We start from the raw sequence: 19,703 nt of genomic DNA on the forward strand, positions 1-19,703 counted from the left end.
TTTAAATTTTTGTTATGGCTTCTTCCAAATTATAAAGCATGGTAATTACCTGCATCAAGGCCGCAGTTTCCCCGTTGATTTCCTTTTCGTTCAAAGGTCGATTTCCCGACTTGACCAATTCAAAGGCAGTTTCTTTATCGGTTTCAAATTTTGTTTTTTCCTCTTTGAAATAGGTGAGTATGATTTTTCGCTCTTCGGAAGTCGGTTTTCTGCAAAGGATTTTCTCAAAGGCAGTTTCTAGGTAGATTTCAGGTGATTTCTCCTCTTTCAAAAGTGCGGTGGCTAGAAAAGCTGAAGCTTCCAATACCAATGGATCATTGAGCATGACCAAAGCTTGGAGAGGAGTGTTGGTCCTACCTCTGTTTACCTCGCAGAGGTCTCTATTTGAGCCATCAAAAATGATAGGCATGGGTGGTGGAGAGGTGAGTTTTATAAAAGTATAAAGACCTCTTCTGTAAAGCATAGCTCCGGTGTCCTGTTTGTAGGTTTTGAGTTCTCCCCGTCCTGAAGTAGCAGCTTCCCAAAGCCCTTTTGGCTGGTAAGGCTTGACGCTTGGGCCGCCTATTTCTTTCACCAGCAGGCCTGAACTCGCCAAAATGTGGTCACGGATATTTTCGGCTGGCAGTCTCAGTCTTGGATATCTGGATAGATAAATGTTTTCAGGGTCTTTCTCCAGAGATTTTTGATCTACTTTGGAAGATTGCCTGTAGGTAGCGGAGGTCAGAAGCTGCTTGATAAGCCTCTTTACATCCCACCTGTTTTCCATAAAATCTACTGCAAGCCAGTCCAAAAGCTCAGGATGGGAGGGGAGATCCCCCTGCATACCTAAGTCGCCGGTTGATTTTACTATCCCTTGTCCGAATATTTCTTGCCACACTAAGTTGACAAATACCCTTGAGGTAAGAGGGTTGTCGGGAGATACTGTCCATTGGGCAAGCCCCAGTCGGTTTTTTGGGTATTTTTTGGGGTCAAAATCCAACACAGCACTCGGTGTGGAAGGGGACACTTGGGTAGAAGGTGCATCGTAAAGTCCCCTGTCTAGAATGTAGGTTGGCCGAAGGACTTTCAACTCTTCCATGACAGATACCATCAGTCGGGAGCTGTCCCTGTGGTTGATGAAATCAAGGATTTTCTCCGTATCCTCTTTCTCTATCCAAAGTATAGGTGTCTTTGCGGGCTTGGACTGCATGACATCACCTTCATAGCCCTTTTCCGGAGTATTGTTAAAAAAGGCATACAGTTCAAAATATTCTTTCTGGGAAACCGGGTCATACTTATGGTCGTGGCATTGGGCGCATTCCATGGTGAGTCCTATGATCCCTTTGCTGAAAGTATTGGTTTTGTCAAGCACATATTCTACCCGATATTCCTCTTCTATGACTCCTCCTTCTTCGGTGTATTTGTGATTTCTGTTGAAAGCAGTGGCCAGGATCTTTTCTTTGTCGGTGTCTGGTAACAGGTCCCCGGCCAGCTGCCAGGTAATAAATTGGTCATAGGGAAGATTTTTGTTGAAGGCATGGATCACCCAGTCTCTGTATGGCCATTGTGTACGGATATTATCGTCCTGATAGCCATAAGAATCTGCATACCTGGAAATATCCATCCAAAGTGCAGCCCATTTTTCCCCGAAAGATGGCAGGGCAAGCAACCTGTCTATTTCCTTTTCATAGGCCTCTTTGTCCTTGTTGTTTTCAAATGCTGATATTTGCTCTGGACTGGGAGGCAAGCCTGTGATATCAAGATTGATTCTTTTTAATAAAGTGGCTTTACCGGCCGGTTCATTTGGAGAAAGACCTGCTTTTTCCATTTTTTCCAGAATGAAAAAATCAAGGTCCTGATTAGGCCAAGTAGGTTTTGATATTTTGGGTAAGTCTGCCTTTTGGGGTTTTACAAAGGCCCAATGGGGTTCGTATTTGGCTCCTTGGGAGATCCACTTTTTTATTAGATCAATTTCTTCTTGAGATAGATGAAGATTGGATTCCGGAGGAGGCATACGTTCTCCGGGATCATCAGAGACAAGTCTGCGGTATACCTCGGAGGAGCCGGGATCTTTGGGGACTATGGCATGCTTCTCCGGGTTGACTCTTAAGGCTTCGTAAGCTGATGATGCGATGTCCAGTCTTAAACCAGCCTCGCGTTTGTTGGCATCGGGACCATGACAGGCAAAACACTTGTCAGATAGGATCGGCCTTACATGAAAGTTATAACTAATTTCATTCCTTTCTTGGAAATTCAGGGCAACACCACTTTCCTTTTCCTGACAGGATAGGAAAAAGCCAATTAAACATACTGTCAATATGATCCGAAGGAGATTCAAGGGTATTTGGGTTTTTTACTGATTCGTGAAAGTAATTTCGTGAAAAATTAAACAGTTGGCAAAACCTTCCAAATAAATCTGTCAAAGAGCAAAGAAAGTATGGTAAAAAGAAAAGCCGACCAAATTGGCCGGCTTTATAGAAGTGAATAAGAATTACTGAAAGGGTTATTAAAGACTTTTATTATTTGCAGATCAGTTTGTGATCAGCATTTTGGTAATTAATAAACCACATCAATAGAGACTTTGATATTTAATGCCTTCTATCTGCATTTCTATTTAATGACTGAGAAGTCGAAGGATTCCAAAAATTTGGTAGTAAAATTGCCAGCTTTGAAATCTTCATTATCCAGAAGCGCAATATGGAATGGTATAGTCGTCTTGATTCCGTCTATCACAAATTCCTCCAATGCCCTTTTCATACGGACAATAACTTCTTCTCTGGATTGGCCGCTGACAATCAGCTTGGCAATCATGGAGTCGTAGTTTGGAGGGATCACATATCCTGCATAAACATGACTGTCTACCCTTACTCCCCTTCCTCCTGGCATGTGGAGGTTGTGGATTTTTCCAGGGCTAGGGCGGAATCCATTGGCTGGATCTTCCGCATTGATCCTACATTCCATAGCATAAAGCTTAGGGTAGTAGTTTTTGCCTGAGATGTGCTCTCCGGCAGCGACTTTGATTTGTTCTTTTATAAGGTCAAAGTCCGTAACTTCTTCCGTAATGGGATGTTCCACCTGGATTCTGGTATTCATTTCCATGAAGTAAAAGTTGCGGTTTTTGTCTACCAGAAATTCTATGGTTCCAGCACCTTCGTATCCGATAGCCTCAGCACCTTTAATGGCTGCTTTACCCATTTCTTCCCGGAGTTCGTCGGTCATAAATGGAGAGGGAGTTTCCTCTACCAGTTTTTGATGCCTTCTTTGGATGGAGCAATCTCTTTCTGAAAGGTGACAGGCCCTTCCGCGGCTGTCTCCTACAATCTGGATTTCGATGTGTCTAGGCTCTTCCACAAACTTTTCGAGGTATAGACCATCATTTCCAAAGGCTGCCCCGGATTCCTGACGGGCATCATCCCAGGCTTTTTTGAATTCACTTTCCTGTCTTACTATTCTCATTCCGCGGCCACCTCCTCCGGCTGTGGCCTTTAGGATGACGGGGTAGCCCATTTCGTCGGCTATTTTGATTCCCTGTTCCATAGAAGCAAGTAATCCTTCAGACCCTGGAATAGTAGGGACACCAGCTTCTTTCATGGTTGCTTTGGCGGTAGCCTTGTCACCCATTCTATTGATCATGTCCGGGCTGGCTCCGATGAATTTGATGCCGTATTCTTCACATATTTTGGAAAACTCGGCATTTTCGGATAAAAATCCGTACCCAGGGTGAATGGCATCTGCGTTGGTAATCTCAGCTGCCGCTATGATTCTTGGGATATTCAGATAAGACTCTCTACTGGGAGCAGCACCAATACACACAGCCTCATCGGCAAAGCGTACATGAAGACTGTCCTTATCTGCAACGGAATAAACTGCCACAGTTTTAATCCCCATCTCTTTACAGGTACGGATTACTCTGAGGGCAATTTCTCCACGATTGGCGATTAGTATTTTATTGAACACGGTAATTTGGATTTGTTGAAACAAAAATTATCCTGCTGGATCCACCAAAAATAATGGCTGATCGTATTCTACCGGCTGGGCGTTTTCAACCAATACCTTTACAATTTTACCTGAAACTTCAGATTCTATTTCATTAAATAATTTCATGGCCTCGATGATACATACTGTTTGTCCTTTGCTGACAGAGTCACCAATATTGACAAAAGCATCTGCATCAGGATTAGGAGTCCTGTAGAAGGTTCCGATCATAGGAGATTTGATTTCCAAATACTTGGAAGTGTCTTCCTTGGACTCAGCAGCAGCAGCTGCAGCCTGAGGAGCAGGTGCTGAACTTGGTGCAGGCGCTGCTGCTTGGGCAGGTGCAGGAGCTGCGACACTTTCAACTCTGGCAGGGGCATCTGAATGCTTTTTGATAGAGAGTTTAAACTCGTCGGTTTCAATTTTCACCTCCGCCAACCCGGAGTTAGAAATAAAATCTATCAATTCTTGTATTTCTTTTGCTTTCATAAGTTTAGATAAGTTAAAAACTTCCCCTTTTACGGGATGTAGTTTGGGTTAGATACGAAATTGGAATACCATGTAATTTAGCAAAATCACCTTAGGTATAGAAATTATTTTACTCTTTCGGAGTATGAACCATCTCTGGTATCCACTTTGATCATGATGTCCTGATCCACGAAAAGGGGTACCATTACCGTGGCTCCGGTTTCAAGGGTCGCGGGCTTTAATGCATTTGTCGCAGTGTCTCCCTTGATGCCAGGCTCGGTGTAGGTGATCATCAGTTCTACAAAAGGAGGAAGCTCGACTGTAAGAGGAGTCTCAGTTTCTGCATGCACCAGAATATCTACAGCCTGCCCTTCTTTGAGTAGGTTGGCCCTTTCGATGAGTTTCTCCTGAATTGGAATTTGTTCAAAAGTATCCATATCCATGAAGTGGTAACCCAGATCATCAGCATAAATAAATTGGTGAGGTCTTTTTTCTACCCTTGCAGTAGTCACTTTTTCCCCGGCATTGAAGGTTTTGTCCAATACCTTACCTGTGGTGAGGCTTTTAAGTTTGGTCCTGACGAAGGCAGCGCCTTTTCCGGGTTTTACGTGCTGAAATTCTACTATGGTAAATATGTCATGGTTCATTTCCAGACATAAGCCATTTTTGAAATCTGCTGTACTTGCCATATATATTGATTTAGGTTATTCTTATTTTGGATCGTAGCCCCATTTGAGATAAATCGAACCCCATGTAAATCCTCCTCCAAAGGCGGCAAGGATGATGTTATCGCCCTTTTTCAATTGGGGCTCGTAATCCCAGAGGCAAAGGGGCAAAGTTCCGGCTGTAGTATTGCCGTATTTTTCTATGTTGAGCATTACTTTATCTGGGCCCACACCCATTCTGTTGGCCGTGGCGTCAATGATCCTTTTATTGGCCTGATGCGGAACCAGCCAAGCTACATCTTCCGCTTTGAGGTTATTTTTCTCCATGATTCTGGCAGAAACTTCCGCCATGTTGGTGACGGCAAACTTAAATACAGTAGACCCTTCCTGGAAGGCAAAATGCTCTCTGGCAGCAAGGGTTTCAGGTGAAGCGGGCTTTCTGCTGCCTCCTGCTTTCATGTGCAAAAAGGGTGCACCAGAACCATCTGCATGAAGGAGTGAATCCATCACGCCTACCTCTTCCTGAGTTGGCTCCAACAAAACTGCACCCCCACCATCTCCGAAGATGATGCAGGTAGTTCTGTCTGTGTAATCAATGATAGAGGACATCTTGTCCGCGCCCACTATGATTACTTTTTTGTGCATGCCTGTTTCTATAAACTGACTCCCCATGGTAAGGGCATAGAGAAATCCTGAACAGGCGGCTGAAATATCAAAACTGTAACTGTTTTTGGCGCCCACACCATCTGCGATAATATTTGCAGTGGCTGGAAAAGGCATGTCAGGGGTGACAGTGGCGCAAATAATGAGATCTATTTCTTCTGCTTTGGTATTGGTTTTTTCGAGTAGGCCTTTGACAGCATTGATGCCTATGACCGAGGTGCCTTGGTTTTCTCCTTTGAGTATCCTTCTCTCTTTGATTCCTGTCCGGGTGGTGATCCATTCATCGTTGGTATCTACCATGGTTTCCAATTCCCTGTTGGTCAAGACGTATTCAGGTACCCAGCCTTGAACACCTGTAATTACTGCTCTGGTTTTTTTCATTAATCAATGGTTTGTTGCCAACTTTAATGTTTTCTTATAAAGGTTTGGCAATTAGTGTTTTAGGTTTGGTTGGTCTGGAGAATGTACTTTTCCTTTCAAACCAAGGGATCAAAATTATCTAAAATGTCCTTTTTCACCAAAGCTTTTTGGTATTTAAGACATTAGCGGTGGAATTCTGATTTCGGGGCAAAGCTTGTTTTTCAGTGTACAAACAAAAAATCCATCCCGGCAACTATCGGGATGGATTTGATCAAAAGGCCTTTTGTAAATGGATTATGCAAGAACTTCTTTTTCCATGATAACCTGTCCTTTGTAGTACAGCTTACCGTCCAACCAATATGCTCTGTGTGGTAGGTGGAATTCTCCTGTAGTAGGGCATTGTGCCAAACCTGGAGCTGTCAACTTATAGTGAGTTCTTCTTTTGTCTCTTCTGGTTTTCGAAATTTTGCGTTTAGGATGTGCCATCTCTATGCTATGTTTAGATTAATCTTTATGCTTTAATTTATTTAATATTTCCCATCTAGGGTCCGCAGGTTTTGAATCTCCGGCCTGCTCTGATGAATCACTGTCTTTGTCCTGATTTTCATCAGAAACGTATACCACTGTACCTTCCTCTTCTCCAAATTCATCTTCGTCTTCATCATCCATATAATCTGGATGGATTTTTTTGGCCGGAATGGCCAAAAGGATGAATTCGTAAATCAATTGAGCTACATTGATGCTCGACGTGTCTCTGGTAATCATCTGGACATCTTCACTGATTTCCTGTTCCATAGGTCCGTATTTGTATATCATCAACTCCTCATGGGTCAATGTATAATCAAATTCCTCCAAACTTCTGTCACAGGTCAGGCCTATGGTACCATTGATTTCAAAACTTGCCTCCATAAGAGAGGCGGTCTTGTTCAGATGTACATTTACTGTAAGATCGGCTCCGTTGACCCAATCGTCGGCTTCATAAAATCTGAAGAACTCATCACCTACATTAAACTCAAAAGTGTGTTTTCCTTCTTTCAGTTTGATGATGTCGATATCATACGTTCTCAAGAATTTCATGACTCCTCCCTCTAATTCAAGACCGCAAATTTAGGCAAATGCTTCAGAAAAATAAAATTTGGCTGAGATTTATTTTGAAAAAGGTTAGCGTCAAGGGATTGATTTATGCAATGTTTTGCAAACTGCTTTAGATGAAGTGTTAAAATTCAGCAAATTCTGAATAAGCAAATACCATGTCCAAACCTTTATTTCTATTTTGAGGTCAACGGATTCAGTTTGGAGACTTCGGACATTTCGGAGCACCTTCCTTTCAGCCTACTCCAATCGTTAATAAGATACAAATCTACTTCTTTAAACGAAACTGCCTGCTGGATCAAAGGTGATTTTTGAGTGCGTATTTCCTTTCGAGTGCTTACAGGAATGTTAGCCCAATTCTCTTATTCAATCCTTGCTCGAAAATCCGGATCAAAGTTGACAACTGAATATTTCCTTTACCATTTTCAAGCTTTGAGATATAGCTTTTCTTTGTTCCTGCTTTTTCTGCCAATTGTTCTTGAGTCAGATTTGCTTCCTTCCTCGCTTCTTTTAGCATTTCGCTGATGATGAACATCTGAGCATTTTCTTCATACTTATTTCTGCTTTCACTTCCAATTTTTCCGTGCTCAAGTTCAATCAGTTCATCGAATGTCTTGACTTTGCTATAATCCTTCATGATCATATTTCTTTGTTTGATAATATTCCTTCATTAACCTTTCTGCTTTCTCCAATTCATTCTTCGGAGTCTTTTGGGTATTTTTTTGAAAACCGTTGAACAGAACCACAAGCCTTCCTTCATCAAAGCAGCAAAAGATCCTGAAAATATTTGATTGAAACTCAACTCTTATTTCATATAACCCCTCTGTTCCTTCAAGATGCTTGAGAAACTTTTCTGGTACCCTTTCCACTTGCTTGATCAGTTCAAAAACATACTGAATCTTACTCTTGACCTTTTCATTCTGGTTTGATAAAATTCAATAAAGTGGTTTTTATAAAAAATTATCTTTCTTACCATATCTACAAAGTTATCTCAAAAGATAACATTTCCCAAAAGTGGGACGTTCTTTTAATGCACTCTAACAGCCAGGTTAATCCCTATACGGTCAGAGACCTCATTGTATGTGGTTAACCGGATGTGTGTGCCCAGCATGGGCATCTGGTATCGAAGAAACCAAATTATTCCAGAGGATAAAAGTCTCCGCCAGCTGGCGGACGAGTTGGTGAAGCCTGTTAGCAAGTCGCAAGCTGGTTGCCGTGAGGCATACAGTAAAGGAAGCGAGACTGCAAAATCCGGTACTGACGAACAGAGCCTGTCCCGAACATCGGGAAACGGCATACGGAGGCCAGAAAGGGAGGGTAAGCAAGCACAACTTGTCCCGCTCAGCGGGATCTTTGCAAAGCCCGTAGCCAACAACCCCTTTTTGGTAGATGCCGCAGAGGACAAAGCAGGAGCTTTGGGCCAGGTTTGCGTGCAGCAGGAAGGAATATGTCCTTATCCCGCCATGCGGGACAGGCTCTGGGGAGATCTCAGAATCCACGAGATGGAATCCGAGAAGTCAGCAGAGGCCATAGTAGTCAATAGGACTTGAGCTTCGGAAAACCGAAGAGTTCTCACGAGTTGATGAAGGGCCGAACGTATTGTGAAGTGAAAATTCGATAAGGAGCCACTGTGTAGCCTAATCTTAAAAGTAGCGGAAAGGGAGTGTTGGTGTAAAGAGCGGCATTTCTATGCTTTAGGAACCGCTCCCGCACGTGCGGGAAGACCCGTACTGCCTGTCCCGTATCGGGATACGGTGGTGTGAGGGGTGCTCCGCAGGCTTATGGCCTGCGGCCATCCACTCGATTATGGGATCGTTTTTCTTTTCACGTGGATAAAGGATTAATTCTTAATTGACCACCTACAGCTTTTAATACTTTCATTATTGTTTCAAATTGGGGCTTTGATCCTGTTGATAGGGCTTTATACAAACTTGGCCTACTCATCCCTGTTTCTTCCGCTATTTTGGACATACCAATTGCTTTTGCGATGTGCCCAAGCGCAACAACTACATCATCATTATTCCCTTCCTCCAAAACAGAATTCAAATATTCTGCAATCATTTCTTTACTGTCCAAATAATCTGCAATATCAAATTTTGATGTTTCCATATTTCTACTTTTTTATCCTATTCCAAATTTCCTTTGCTTTTTCAATATCCTTTTTTTGAGTTGATTTTTCTCCCCCTAAAAGAAGAATAATGATTTTGCCTTCTCTTTCCTTGAAGTAGATTCTATATCCTTTGGCATAATCTATTCTCAATTCATGAATACCTTCACCAACCGGTTTACAATCTCCGAAATGTTCGTCAATTTCAAGTTTCTGGATCCTGAACAAAATTTTCGCTTTTGCTCTTAGATCCTTCAATTTTCTCAACCATTAGTCAAATTCAACAGTCTTTTCAATAAAATACATTTAATTATCTGTCTTCATTCGGATACAAAATTACATGTTTTTTCTAGGTTTAAAAAGTTACTTCGAATATACTTAGGGTCTTTTAAAATGTGCCATAACGGGATTCAGCTTGGAGACGGCGGGCCTTCGGAGCCGTTCGCTTCCAGCCTACTCCTGACTTTTTAAAGATACTAAACTTTCTATTTACTCTGGACCGCCCGCTGTATCCAAGGTGATGTGTGTGCCCAGCATGGGCATCTGGTATCGAAGATACCAAATTATTCCAGAGGGTGAAAGTCCCTTACAGCCAAGTTGGTGAAGCCTGTTAGCAAGTCGCAAGCTGGTTGCCGTGAGGCATACAGTAAAGGAAGCGAGACTGCAAAATCCGGTACTGACGAACAGGAACGGCATACGGAGGCCAGAAAGGGAGGGTAAGCAAGCACATCTTTGCAAAGCCCGTAGCCAACAACCCCTTTTTGGTAGATGCCGCAGGAATCGGAGGAAGGAATATGTCCTTACCTGGGGAGATCTTGGAATAGACTCGGTTTCTATGTGCCAAGAAGTCAGCCGAGGTCATAGTAGCTACTGGAAACAAGCCCTGAAATACAGGGAAGCCTTACAAGGTAGTGAAGGACTGAACATCGGGTGAAGTGAAAATTCGATAAGGAGCCATCGTGTAGCCTTATCTTAAAAGTAGCGGAAAGGGATAATCGGTGAAAAGAGCGGCTATCCTATGCTTGATGAACCGCCGTATACGAGACCCGTACGTACGGTTGTGTGAGGGGTGCTCCGCAGGCTTATGGCCTGCGGCCATCCACTCGATTGGGCACAGTATTTCCTTTAATGAATTTTTTTGTCAAGGCTGAATTTTCAATTTGGTTCTTGAATTCAATCATTAAAGCTAATATTTCATTTCTTAAGTCAATTACATCTTGAGAATCGATCTCCAAATATTCTCCATGTGCAATATGATTTCTTTTTGCTAACATTTTTTCGTCAATCAGCTTCTCTTTTATTTCAAACGCATCATACGATAAGTCTAAACACCAAATGATTTCTCTAAGCACTGATGAAGAGAGGTTTGATTCAGTATCAATAACAGATTTAAACGGAATATTAGCTCTAGTTTCCATATTGCTATCGAAAAAATCTATTATAGACCCATAGGTTGAATATTTTTTTGAATTCTCGAATATTTTGGAATATGAACCAAGAGATATTGTTAAGAAACTCTTTGATAATTCTGAATTCTTCAACCTTTGGGAAGCAATATATTCTAGGTAATACCTTCCTGCCAATTTCAAAAAGCCTTCCCAATGAGCATAAATCATTGCTATTGCGGATCGCATTAAAACATTTTTTTTATGCTTGGGAATTGATTCTGATTCAATAAGATATTTTATTTCGGAAAGTTCCTTTTTCCTCCAAGCCAATTGGTCAGAAAGACTGCTGCTTAAATCGTCTAAAGTTCTAATTCTCATTTCCTGCGAACAATTCTCTTCCTAATGGTAATAAATGAGGCAATCGAGAATTCGCTCTAATCCCCGAACCAGACCATTGTTGATAAGTAGCATTGGTAAATAGATTTTGGGCTCTTTGTCGTGTTTCTTCTGCAGACGGGAAGTTTGGATAATTAAAACCAAGTCCATAAGAAATAACCTCATACGGTGTAAGTAAGAACCCTCCTTTATATGTACTATTTGTGTATCTTCTAAACGAGTTTTCTCCTACAGATTCAATTATGTGATCGAACGTAGATTTAAATCTGTTCTCTGCTGCTTGTTGATCAAATCCTTCTGAAAATAAATTAATCATTCTTTCAGTTATGAATTGTCCAACGTCTTTTGAACGGTCAAAGTCTGCCATTTCTAAAGTCGAAAAGATTAAAAATCTAAGGGCTAATTCTATATCATATTGTTCATTGTTATTTTTATCACTTAAGGAAATTGCTTCTTGAAAGTTTTGGTAATCAGCCAGAGACTTGAGCCATAAGAATGATTCTTTATTAATCATTACTAAAATGCAATTCCGAACTTCTTGAGGTGTTAAATCTGAACCTCCCGTATTGAGCCGCTGAAACAATTCAAACTTTGCCTTATCATCACTTTCTCTAAGTATTATACTGACGCTTAGCTTTGATCTTTTAATGAGTAGACGTTGTTCTTGGCCAAAAGAATTTTGAAGATCTTCAGGATCATTCCATTTTTTCCCTTCAAGTGAAGGTAAGTATTTGGTTTTTTCTAAGATTAATGGAGGTTTAATACTTCCATTTTCATCCTTTAATATTCCAAAGAACTCGTAAAGCGTTGAAAGTCTCTGCAGGCCATCTACTACATCCCATATTCCATCTTTTCGTTGGCTCACAAAAATTGGCGGAATAGGTATCCCTAGTAAAATTGATTCTATTAAATTGCTTTTTTGATTTGGAGACCATCTATAAAATCTTTGGAATTCTGGATGAATATCAATCTCTTTATTTTCATAGAGACTTTGCCATTCTCCTATTGACATTGAAAGATCATCCGTTCTGATCTCGCTCCGCCTTTCAATTATTTCCTTTTCTAAACTCATGTGATATCATTATTATATTGTGCCCAACGTCTTGCTTTCCTCTGTATAGCGGAAAGCATTCCATTTTAGTATGCTTTCTACTATATTGGGGAAATATATACTATAAAACTAAAAGAATTATTATAAATCTAAACCGTCTAATGGACTTTTAATTTGATCAAAGCCCTTAGTGGTTGCATTGGTGTATACTTGAGTGGTTTTGGGGCTTTCCTGACCTAACAATGACTGGGTAAATCGGAGATCTGCCCCTTGCGCTATTAAGTGAGTAGTAAAATTAACCTACTTTTGACTGTCAATTTATCTCTGATGCCATTGAGGAAATACATAGATTGAAATAGTAACACCCAACAATCCCTCTTATTTCAAAGTTGTTTGGATAAACTCACCGATATGAAAAATACCTCTTCTATACTTTTTTTCTTTTTGCTGCTTTTTATGCTCAACCCTTTACATACTTTTGCCCAATTTGAAAGTGAGAGTTTTAAAAAATTCAATGAAGAAAGAATTGATTTCAATAAAAGGGGTATGCTTATTCTTGGATCCTGGGCAGTAGGTAATATGGCCTGGGGCGGAATAATGGCCGGAAACAGCACCGGACAAGAACGTGCTTTTCATCAGATGAACATATACTGGAATTCGGTCAACCTCATCATAGCTGGGTTTGGCTATTACAGTGCTATCAGAGAAGAGGCTTCATCGGACTTTTGGGAAACACAGCGGGCCCAGCAGCAAATAGAAAAAGTCTTGCTCCTCAATACAGGTCTGGACCTGGCTTACATCGGTGGAGGACTTTGGATGCTGGAAAGAGGGAGACGTCTGGACGATGAGGTCCTCAGAGGTTTTGGGCAATCAGTGATGCTCCAAGGTGCCTTCCTGATGACTTTCGACCTGGTAAAATTCCTGATCCATAACCGGCACGCCAAGCAATTGCCCAAAATTTTTGAGCAGGTACACTTACATGGAAATGGACTTTCTTTTAGGATGACTTTCTAAAGAAAATTTCCTCTGACAATTTCCGTCAATGATTTTTTATTGAAGGGCAAATAGCTTTGATTTGTTACAGATCATTTTTGTCCTATGGAAAATCCCAAGCCTTTTATCATCTACAAATCCTCAGCTGGATCCGGCAAGACCTATACCCTCACGCTGGAATACCTCAAGCTTGCCCTTGCTTATCCAGGCGCTTTCAAGCAGATCCTGGCGGTGACTTTTACCAACAAGGCCACACAGGAAATGAAAGCAAGAATCCTGGAATACCTGCAGCGCCTGAGTGAGGAAGTGAGAGCGGAAGAGTTTTTGGATGAGCAATTGATGCAGCACCTGAAAGTGGATGAGGAGGAATTGCAAAAAAGAGCAAAAGACAGCCTCTTGAATATCCTGCATGCTTATGGGGATTTTGCTGTCAGTACGATTGATTCCTTTTTTCAAAAAGTGGTCAGGGCATTTGCCAGGGAGATGGATCTTCAGGCCAAATTTGATGTGGAGCTGGATCAGAATGCCGTGTTGGACAGGCTGACAGACCGAGTGATAGAGAAGGTGTCGGAGGATACAGAGTTGAAAAACTGGCTGGTGGAATATGCCAAAGAGCAGATTCAAAATGGCAATTCATGGGATGTGAGGATCGGGATCAGAGGATTGGGGTCGGAAATTTTTCAGGAGAAATTCAAAGCCCATAGAGAAGCTTTTCAGTCGGCGCTGGATCAGGAGGATTTGATCAAAAACCTGAAAAGTTATATCTATCAGGAAAAAAACAAATTGATCGAGCTTGCTTTATCCATGAGGGAAAAAGCCAACTCCATCAGAGAAAGTCAGGGATTGTATTGGGATGAATTTTCTGGGGGTAAAGGGCATGGAAACTTTGTAGCCAAGCTGGACAGGTTAGGGGACAGGGACAGGCCATTTCCGGAGTTTACGGATAAGCAGTTGCCAAAAATCAGCGGAACGGAAGAATGGCATACCAAGACATCCCGCAAAAAATCGGAAATAGTAGCTGCCGCAGATGGTGGATTGAGGGACCTGATTTTGGAAAGCATTGTGTACAAGAGGCGTTGGGATACTTTGCAGGCTTTGTTGAAGAACCTCAATGTGTACGGCATATTCCGCAACCTGATTCTTGAACTCAGGGAGTTAAAGGATGAAGAAGGGATTTTGTTGATTTCTGATGTCAATGATTTTCTTAGAGAAATAACCAAAGACAACGAGGCTCCTTTTATTTTCGAGAAAATTGGCAATCAGTACAAGCACTTTTTGATAGATGAGTTTCAGGATACCTCGGATTTTCAATGGAGCAGCTTTAAGCCGCTTTTGGTCAATTCCCTCGCATCGGGACATACCAACCTGCTCGTAGGGGATGTGAAGCAGTCCATTTATAGGTGGAGAGGGGGTAAGCTTGAGCTATTGCTTAAGGAAGTGGAGGATCAGATCGGTGAAAAATACATTGATATCAAAAACCTCGATGTCAATTACAGAAGCTTGCCCAATATCATAGACTTCAACAATGGTTTTTTCTCGGTTTTGCCAGGATACCTACAGGATTTGATGATGGAAAATCATCAGGTGGAAGCAGAGGACCTTCTGGAGAGTGCTTTTGAAGGTGTGGGACAGAAAGTTCCGGAAAAGAAAAGAAGTTTGCCCTTTCAGGGCTTTGCCCAGATTGAATTTGTAGGGAAGGAAAACAGACCCAGTCAAAACTTAGAGGAGGAAGAAGAGGAAGACGAAGGTGTGTTGGAATACATTCCCGAGCTTGTGGAAAAGCTTCAGGATAAGGGATATGCCTTGAGGGACATTGCATTTTTGGTCAGAAAAAACAGCGAAGGCGCTCTTATCGCCGATAGATTGATGGATCATGCCAGAGCCAATCAGGGCAATGGGTATTCCTACGATGTAATCTCTGAGGAATCACTTTTTCTGGAAAAATCAGTGGCTGTAAAAGCATTGATTTCCCTACTGAAGTACCTGCGCAATCAGGAGGATAAAGTAGCGCTTAAAACCACTTATTACTACTACTCACTGTTGAAATCCTTGCCCTATACCCATGATTTGTTTGAGCTTTACAGCCTACCGGATGAGCTGAAGGAGAAGCATCGGGTTTTGGAGCAGGAGGTGGCCTTATGGCTTAAGGAACCACTTTTGGAGCTGGTGGAAGCACTTGTCCGTTTTATGGAACTTTCGGATCTGGATTCGGATCTGGCATATATTTCCGGTTTTAAGGAGGCTGTTTTTGATTTTGTAAAAAATAACCGGGCTGACCTGGCTGGTTTTCTCGACTGGTGGGAGCTGAATAAAAATAAGCTGACCGTAAAGATTCCTGAAGACCACAATGCCATGAGGATCCTTACCATTCACAAGTCCAAAGGGCTTCAGTTCAAGGTGGTTTTGATGCCATTTCTCAATTGGAGTATATTGCCCACAGGAAATCAGGCACCTGTAATTTGGTCGCCTTGGGAAGAAAGTGATTTTCGCACTGTCATGCCCCTAACGCATACTACTGGGCTGATCAATACAGCTTTTTCGGAGCTTTACTCCAATGAGGTCAGGCTGGCTTTTTTGGACACTTTGAACATGCTCTATGTCGCCTTTACCCGGGCGGAGGACTTTCTTTGGGCACATGCAGAATACAAATACAACAAGGAAGGGGTAACCAATACCAAGTTTACCGGAGGGGCATTGTTTGAAGTTTTCTCCGGAGATATGACCTCCTCAGCTTTTGGAGATAGGGGAAGATGGGATGAGGAGAGCAGTATTTTTGAGTATGGAAGCTGGCCTCTTGCGGTGAAGCGGGAGCAGGGAATGTCAAAGCCTCCAAGTAAATTGAGGTGGCTTTTCTCAGACTGGAAAACCAAACTTCAGACCAGGGACTATGCTTGGGATTTTGGAGAAGAAGGGCTGGAGGACCGATCAAAAAGGCGTTTAGGGGTATTGGTCCATGAAATTTTAGAGCAGTCCAATTCCTTATCGGATGCCCTGCAGGTATTGAGGCAGTTTGAGTTTGAAGGCAGGTTTGACCAAGAGACTGCAAGGGAAGTGGAGGAGCAGCTTAAAGCGCTTTTCCATCTGCCGGAATTTCAAAACTGGTATTCCGGGGTATTTTCATCATTTGCTGAGCAGGGAATTCTCTTGCCCGGAGGGGAAATGAAAAGACCGGACAGGATACTGATGGGTGAAAATGAGAGCATTGTACTGGATTTTAAAACAGGCCGAAAAAAAGATGAGCACATCATACAGGTCAGGGAATATATCAGATTGGTCGGACTGATCACCCAAAAGCCGGTAAAAGGCTTTGTTTGTTATTTGGAACCTACAGAAATAGTGGAAGTTTATGGATAGTTTTTTGAAAGACACGGCAAAAAGTCTCCTCGGGTCAGGTCGGGAGCTGAAGGATTTGGTGGTGGTACTGCCAAATAGGAGAGCGGGCCTGTTTTTTCTTCGCTATATGGGAGAGTTGATAGAGGAGCCGACCTGGATGCCGGAAGTCAGGACGGTTGAGCAGCTTTTTTCAGGATTGGCAGGGGAGACCCCTTCAGATGACCTTTCACTGGTTTTTGAAATGTATGAAGTGTACAGGCAATTGCAGGAGGAAGCGGAAAGCTTTGACAGGTTTTATTTTTGGGGAGAATTGATCCTTAAAGATTTCAATGACATTGACCAGTTTATGGCAGATGCCGCCTCTTTGTACAGGAATCTTTCTGAAATCAAGACCATAGAATCAGACCTGAGCTATCTCACGGAGGAGCAAGTGGCTTTGATTTCCCAGTTTTGGAGCTCATTCAGGGAGCAGAAGCCTGAGGAAAAGGAAAAATTCCTCCGCTTCTGGCAGATATTGGGGGACTTGTATCAGAAATTCAATGCCCATCTTGATGTGTTGGGTCTCACTTATAGCGGTAGGATATACCGAAAGGTGGCTTCAAAGATCAAGGAGCTAAATCCACCGGCCAAGCATCATGTTTTTGTGGGATTCAATGCCTTTACCAAGACCGAAGAAGTACTGATCAAGCATTATATCAAAGAGTTCGGCGCAGATATTTTTTGGGATATTGATAGGTATTATCTGGAAGACAGAAGGCAGGAGTCCGGTTTGTTCTTCAGGGATTACCGCAAAGATCCGGTGTTTGGAAAGACTTTTCCAGAAATCATACCGGATAGAATCAAAGATAAAGCAGGTGTCATTCAGACACATGCCTTGCCATTGAAAGTCAATCAGGCCAATCTTGTAGGAGGGATTTTGGAAGGATTGGGGCCAGATGAAGCTCTTGAGGAGACTGTGGTGATATTGCCGGATGAGCAATTGCTGTTTCCGGTGCTGCATACCCTTCCCGGTCAGATGACCAAGCTGAATGTTACCATGGGGTATCCCATTCGCAATGCCTCAGTTTATGCTTTTTTGGATGCCATTTTGGATCTTCAGCGATACTTAAAAGTCCGGGAAGGCGAGGTTTTCTTTTACCACAAGCAGGTATTGGACTTACTTGCATTGCCATACCTGCAGGACGCCAACAGGGTTTTTGTAAAGGAAATGAAAGCACAGATTACTTCTACCAATGCATTGGAAATATCAGCAGTAGAGTTGGCTAAGGGGGGAGAACTGTTCGGAATGATTTTCAGGAAAACGGGGTCAACAGAAATTTTTGATTATCTGTCCAGCTTGATGACAGCTTTGGCAATGCAGCTTAAAGAGGATGTCATTCAGAGCAGCTACCTTTTTCAGGCCTACAAGCTTCTCAATAGAATGAAAGAAAATTTTGCAAAAAGTAGTCTGGAAGGCATTCAGACCGATTTTTTCATCAAGTTATTCAGACAATTGTTCAGGGAGGTGAAGTTGCCCTTTGAAGGGGAACCTTTGGAAGGCTTACAGGTCATGGGAGTCTTGGAGTCGAGAAACCTGGACTTCAAGAGAGTGATTATCTGCGATGTGAATGAGGGGAGTTTTCCTCCCGGAGGTGGGATCAATTCCATGATACCCTTCAATCTTCGAAGGGCTTTTGGATTGCCGGTGCAGGAACAGAATGACGCTATTTATGCCTATACTTTTTACAGGCTTTTGCACAGGGCTGAGGAAGTACATCTGCTTTATAGCACGGCAGCCAATCAGGGCAAAGCCGGAGAAATGTCAAGGTTTATTCAACAGATGCAGGTTGAGATGGGAATTTCCAAACCCAATACTGTTTTGTTGGAAGCACACCTGACCCCGGGCAGGGAAATCAGTATGGCCAAAACCCCTGATATTTTACAGTCCCTGAATGGATATGTAGTGCAGGGAGATCCCAGTAACCATAAGAAGAAACTTTCTGCTTCTGCGATCAACAGTTACCTGGATTGCTCGCTCAGGTTTTACTTCAGGTATGTGGCAGGATTAAAGGAAAGTGAGGAAGTAGCCTCTGATGTGGATGCGGGTGTTTTCGGAAGCATTTTACACAAGGCCATTGAGCTGTTGTACGGAATTCCTGAAAGCACTACAGAAAGACTCATCACTGTACACAATATCAAGAGGATAAAAGAACAGATCCCGGAGTATGTGGATGAGGCCATCAAAGATTTTTATGGCAAGAAAAAGGAAGACAAGATCAACCTCACTGGTCAGATGCAAATTGTCAGAGAGATTTTTGTGGATTATATACAGGCAGTGGTGGACTATGATTACAAAACGGGCGACTTTAAGGTAATAGGATTGGAAAAAGAGCATCATGCCAGTATTCCGGTGGCTGTGGATGGAGAGGTGAAGCCCATAGGCCTTTTTGGGTTGATTGACAGAATGGATATTCAGAACGGAACGGTAAGGCTGTTGGATTACAAAACAGGGAAGGACAACAGGAGCATCGAATCCATATCTTCATTGTTTGATAGGGAGCATAAAAAGCGGAACAAGGCGGGACTTCAGACCATGCTGTACGCCTACTTGTACCAGTTTGCCAACCCTGCAAATCAAAAGCCGATCAAGCCTGGGCTTTTTAATGTCAAAGAAATTTTCAAAAAGGATTTCAATCCATTTATGAAAGTAGATAAAAGCGATCTGGAGGATTATTCCGATTTCAGGGAAGAGTTTGAAGAGGGGCTAAGCCGTCTTTTGGCGGAGATTTTTGATCCTGAAGTGCCATTTGAACAAACAGATGACGAAGAGAAGTGCAGGTATTGTCCGTATAAGGATATTTGTGGGAGGTAGGAAAAAAAAGATCGGCTTAAAACCCCTTTTTCTGTACCCTTTTATGTTGGTCGGGTGTGAGGAGTAGGGCTGCTGAACCGTACCAATTTACCAGTTCCATTTTTAAGACTCCAGCAGCTACAGCTGGGTCTTCTTGGGTCAGTTTTTCGGCTTCTTCAATGGTGTCTACATTAAAGAGGAAAATTCCCCTTCATGACGATGACCGCTTTATGTCCCGTATCTATATAAGTATTTGGTAATTATTAGTGTGGTGATTTTGGATTTGTTTGTTCCAGAGTTAGTTCCAGAAATTAATGTTCAGTTTTTAATTGATTTAAACAGCCTAATCTTCTGACAGATTTATTTGAAACCACAAAAGTGACAAAAGAAAACAAAAGATTCC

At 42.3% G+C, this 19,703-nt stretch carries 16 protein-coding genes and 1 pseudogene; 4 read left to right on the forward strand and 13 right to left on the reverse strand.

What is annotated here, in order from left to right; genetic code table 11:
• Window position 1: 1 nt before the first annotated feature.
• The 9 genes and pseudogenes from EGN73_RS00090 to EGN73_RS00130 all read right to left on the reverse strand — a co-directional run bounded on the left by EGN73_RS00090 (window position 2) and on the right by EGN73_RS00130 (window position 8,178).
• Complete coding sequence (locus EGN73_RS00090; protein WP_281422199.1) at window positions 2-2,317, reverse strand: PSD1 and planctomycete cytochrome C domain-containing protein; 2,316 nt, start codon at window positions 2,315-2,317, stop codon at window positions 2-4.
• 272 nt (window positions 2,318-2,589) lie between these two features.
• A complete protein-coding gene (accC, locus tag EGN73_RS00095; protein ID WP_219286014.1) occupies window positions 2,590-3,936 on the reverse strand; it encodes an acetyl-CoA carboxylase biotin carboxylase subunit in 1,347 nt (448 codons plus the stop codon).
• A gap of 27 nt (window positions 3,937-3,963) precedes the next feature.
• Window positions 3,964-4,443, reverse strand: coding sequence for an acetyl-CoA carboxylase biotin carboxyl carrier protein (gene accB / locus EGN73_RS00100; protein ID WP_219286015.1), 480 nt, complete (start codon window positions 4,441-4,443; stop codon window positions 3,964-3,966).
• Window positions 4,444-4,547: 104 nt separating this feature from the next.
• A complete protein-coding gene (efp, locus tag EGN73_RS00105) occupies window positions 4,548-5,111 on the reverse strand; it encodes an elongation factor P (RefSeq protein ID WP_219286016.1) in 564 nt (187 codons plus the stop codon).
• Window positions 5,112-5,132: 21 nt separating this feature from the next.
• On the reverse strand, window positions 5,133-6,131 hold the full coding sequence (locus tag EGN73_RS00110) for a beta-ketoacyl-ACP synthase III (protein WP_219286017.1): 999 nt from the start codon (window positions 6,129-6,131) through the stop codon (window positions 5,133-5,135).
• Window positions 6,132-6,404: 273 nt separating this feature from the next.
• Window positions 6,405-6,596 (reverse strand): 50S ribosomal protein L32, encoded by a 192-nt coding sequence (gene rpmF, locus EGN73_RS00115; RefSeq protein WP_106133478.1) that lies wholly within the window; start codon window positions 6,594-6,596, stop codon window positions 6,405-6,407.
• An 18-nt stretch (window positions 6,597-6,614) separates the two neighbouring features.
• A complete protein-coding gene (locus EGN73_RS00120; RefSeq protein ID WP_219286018.1) occupies window positions 6,615-7,187 on the reverse strand; it encodes a YceD family protein in 573 nt (190 codons plus the stop codon).
• Window positions 7,188-7,539: 352 nt separating this feature from the next.
• Window positions 7,540-7,839: a helix-turn-helix domain-containing protein gene (locus EGN73_RS00125; protein ID WP_009033879.1), complete on the reverse strand. Its 300-nt coding sequence runs from the start codon at window positions 7,837-7,839 to the stop codon at window positions 7,540-7,542.
• Window positions 7,826-8,178, reverse strand: a pseudogene (locus EGN73_RS00130) (type II toxin-antitoxin system RelE/ParE family toxin). Before EGN73_RS00130 ends, EGN73_RS00125 begins: the two are co-directional and overlap by 14 nt.
• Before the next feature lie 118 nt (window positions 8,179-8,296).
• Here EGN73_RS00130 and EGN73_RS00135 point away from each other — a divergent pair.
• Window positions 8,297-8,752, forward strand: coding sequence for a hypothetical protein (locus tag EGN73_RS00135; RefSeq protein ID WP_219286019.1), 456 nt, complete (start codon window positions 8,297-8,299; stop codon window positions 8,750-8,752).
• 274 nt (window positions 8,753-9,026) lie between these two features.
• On the opposite strand, the gene EGN73_RS00140 is transcribed toward EGN73_RS00135, so the two are convergent.
• The 4 genes from EGN73_RS00140 to EGN73_RS00155 all read right to left on the reverse strand — a co-directional run bounded on the left by EGN73_RS00140 (window position 9,027) and on the right by EGN73_RS00155 (window position 12,165).
• On the reverse strand, window positions 9,027-9,311 hold the full coding sequence (locus EGN73_RS00140) for an addiction module antidote protein (protein WP_219286020.1): 285 nt from the start codon (window positions 9,309-9,311) through the stop codon (window positions 9,027-9,029).
• Between the two features lie 4 nt (window positions 9,312-9,315).
• A complete protein-coding gene (locus EGN73_RS00145; RefSeq protein WP_246611396.1) occupies window positions 9,316-9,576 on the reverse strand; it encodes a type II toxin-antitoxin system RelE/ParE family toxin in 261 nt (86 codons plus the stop codon).
• Between the two features lie 815 nt (window positions 9,577-10,391).
• Window positions 10,392-11,075 carry an MAE_28990/MAE_18760 family HEPN-like nuclease gene (locus tag EGN73_RS00150; RefSeq protein ID WP_219286021.1) on the reverse strand — a complete coding sequence of 228 codons (684 nt, stop codon included), beginning with the start codon at window positions 11,073-11,075 and terminating at the stop codon, window positions 10,392-10,394.
• The gene (locus tag EGN73_RS00155; RefSeq protein ID WP_219286022.1) at window positions 11,065-12,165 is read right to left on the reverse strand and encodes a GmrSD restriction endonuclease domain-containing protein; all 1,101 of its coding nucleotides are present in this window, start codon (window positions 12,163-12,165) and stop codon (window positions 11,065-11,067) included. The genes EGN73_RS00150 and EGN73_RS00155 overlap by 11 nt, the downstream gene beginning before the upstream one ends.
• Before the next feature lie 390 nt (window positions 12,166-12,555).
• Between EGN73_RS00155 and EGN73_RS00160 the strand changes: the two genes are divergently transcribed.
• The 3 genes from EGN73_RS00160 to EGN73_RS00170 all read left to right on the forward strand — a co-directional run bounded on the left by EGN73_RS00160 (window position 12,556) and on the right by EGN73_RS00170 (window position 19,321).
• Window positions 12,556-13,158: a DUF6992 family protein gene (locus tag EGN73_RS00160; protein WP_219286023.1), complete on the forward strand. Its 603-nt coding sequence runs from the start codon at window positions 12,556-12,558 to the stop codon at window positions 13,156-13,158.
• Between the two features lie 84 nt (window positions 13,159-13,242).
• On the forward strand, window positions 13,243-16,491 hold the full coding sequence (locus EGN73_RS00165) for a UvrD-helicase domain-containing protein (protein WP_219286024.1): 3,249 nt from the start codon (window positions 13,243-13,245) through the stop codon (window positions 16,489-16,491).
• Window positions 16,484-19,321: a PD-(D/E)XK nuclease family protein gene (locus EGN73_RS00170; RefSeq protein WP_219286025.1), complete on the forward strand. Its 2,838-nt coding sequence runs from the start codon at window positions 16,484-16,486 to the stop codon at window positions 19,319-19,321. Before EGN73_RS00165 ends, EGN73_RS00170 begins: the two co-directional genes overlap by 8 nt.
• Window positions 19,322-19,703 lie beyond the last annotated feature (382 nt).

The sequence above is a fragment of the Arthrospiribacter ruber genome, assembly GCF_019343195.1.
Lineage (GTDB): Bacteria > Bacteroidota > Bacteroidia > Cytophagales > Cyclobacteriaceae > Arthrospiribacter > Arthrospiribacter ruber.

Bases quoted from the DNA above. Each gene is read 5' to 3' on its own strand.
- accB (WP_219286015.1), bottom strand. From the start codon at position 4,443: ATGAAAGCAAAAGAAATACAAGAATTGATAGATTTTATTTCTAACTCC.
- efp (WP_219286016.1), bottom strand. From the start codon at position 5,111: ATGGCAAGTACAGCAGATTTCAAAAATGGCTTATGTCTGGAAATGAAC.
- EGN73_RS00110 (WP_219286017.1), bottom strand. From the start codon at position 6,131: ATGAAAAAAACCAGAGCAGTAATTACAGGTGTTCAAGGCTGGGTACCT.
- rpmF (WP_106133478.1), bottom strand. From the start codon at position 6,596: ATGGCACATCCTAAACGCAAAATTTCGAAAACCAGAAGAGACAAAAGA.
- EGN73_RS00120 (WP_219286018.1), bottom strand. From the start codon at position 7,187: ATGAAATTCTTGAGAACGTATGATATCGACATCATCAAACTGAAAGAA.
- EGN73_RS00125 (WP_009033879.1), bottom strand. From the start codon at position 7,839: ATGAAGGATTATAGCAAAGTCAAGACATTCGATGAACTGATTGAACTT.
- EGN73_RS00135 (WP_219286019.1), top strand. From the start codon at position 8,297: ATGTGTGTGCCCAGCATGGGCATCTGGTATCGAAGAAACCAAATTATT.
- EGN73_RS00140 (WP_219286020.1), bottom strand. From the start codon at position 9,311: ATGGAAACATCAAAATTTGATATTGCAGATTATTTGGACAGTAAAGAA.
- EGN73_RS00150 (WP_219286021.1), bottom strand. From the start codon at position 11,075: ATGAGAATTAGAACTTTAGACGATTTAAGCAGCAGTCTTTCTGACCAA.
- EGN73_RS00155 (WP_219286022.1), bottom strand. From the start codon at position 12,165: ATGAGTTTAGAAAAGGAAATAATTGAAAGGCGGAGCGAGATCAGAACG.
- EGN73_RS00160 (WP_219286023.1), top strand. From the start codon at position 12,556: ATGAAAAATACCTCTTCTATACTTTTTTTCTTTTTGCTGCTTTTTATG.
- EGN73_RS00165 (WP_219286024.1), top strand. From the start codon at position 13,243: ATGGAAAATCCCAAGCCTTTTATCATCTACAAATCCTCAGCTGGATCC.
- EGN73_RS00170 (WP_219286025.1), top strand. From the start codon at position 16,484: ATGGATAGTTTTTTGAAAGACACGGCAAAAAGTCTCCTCGGGTCAGGT.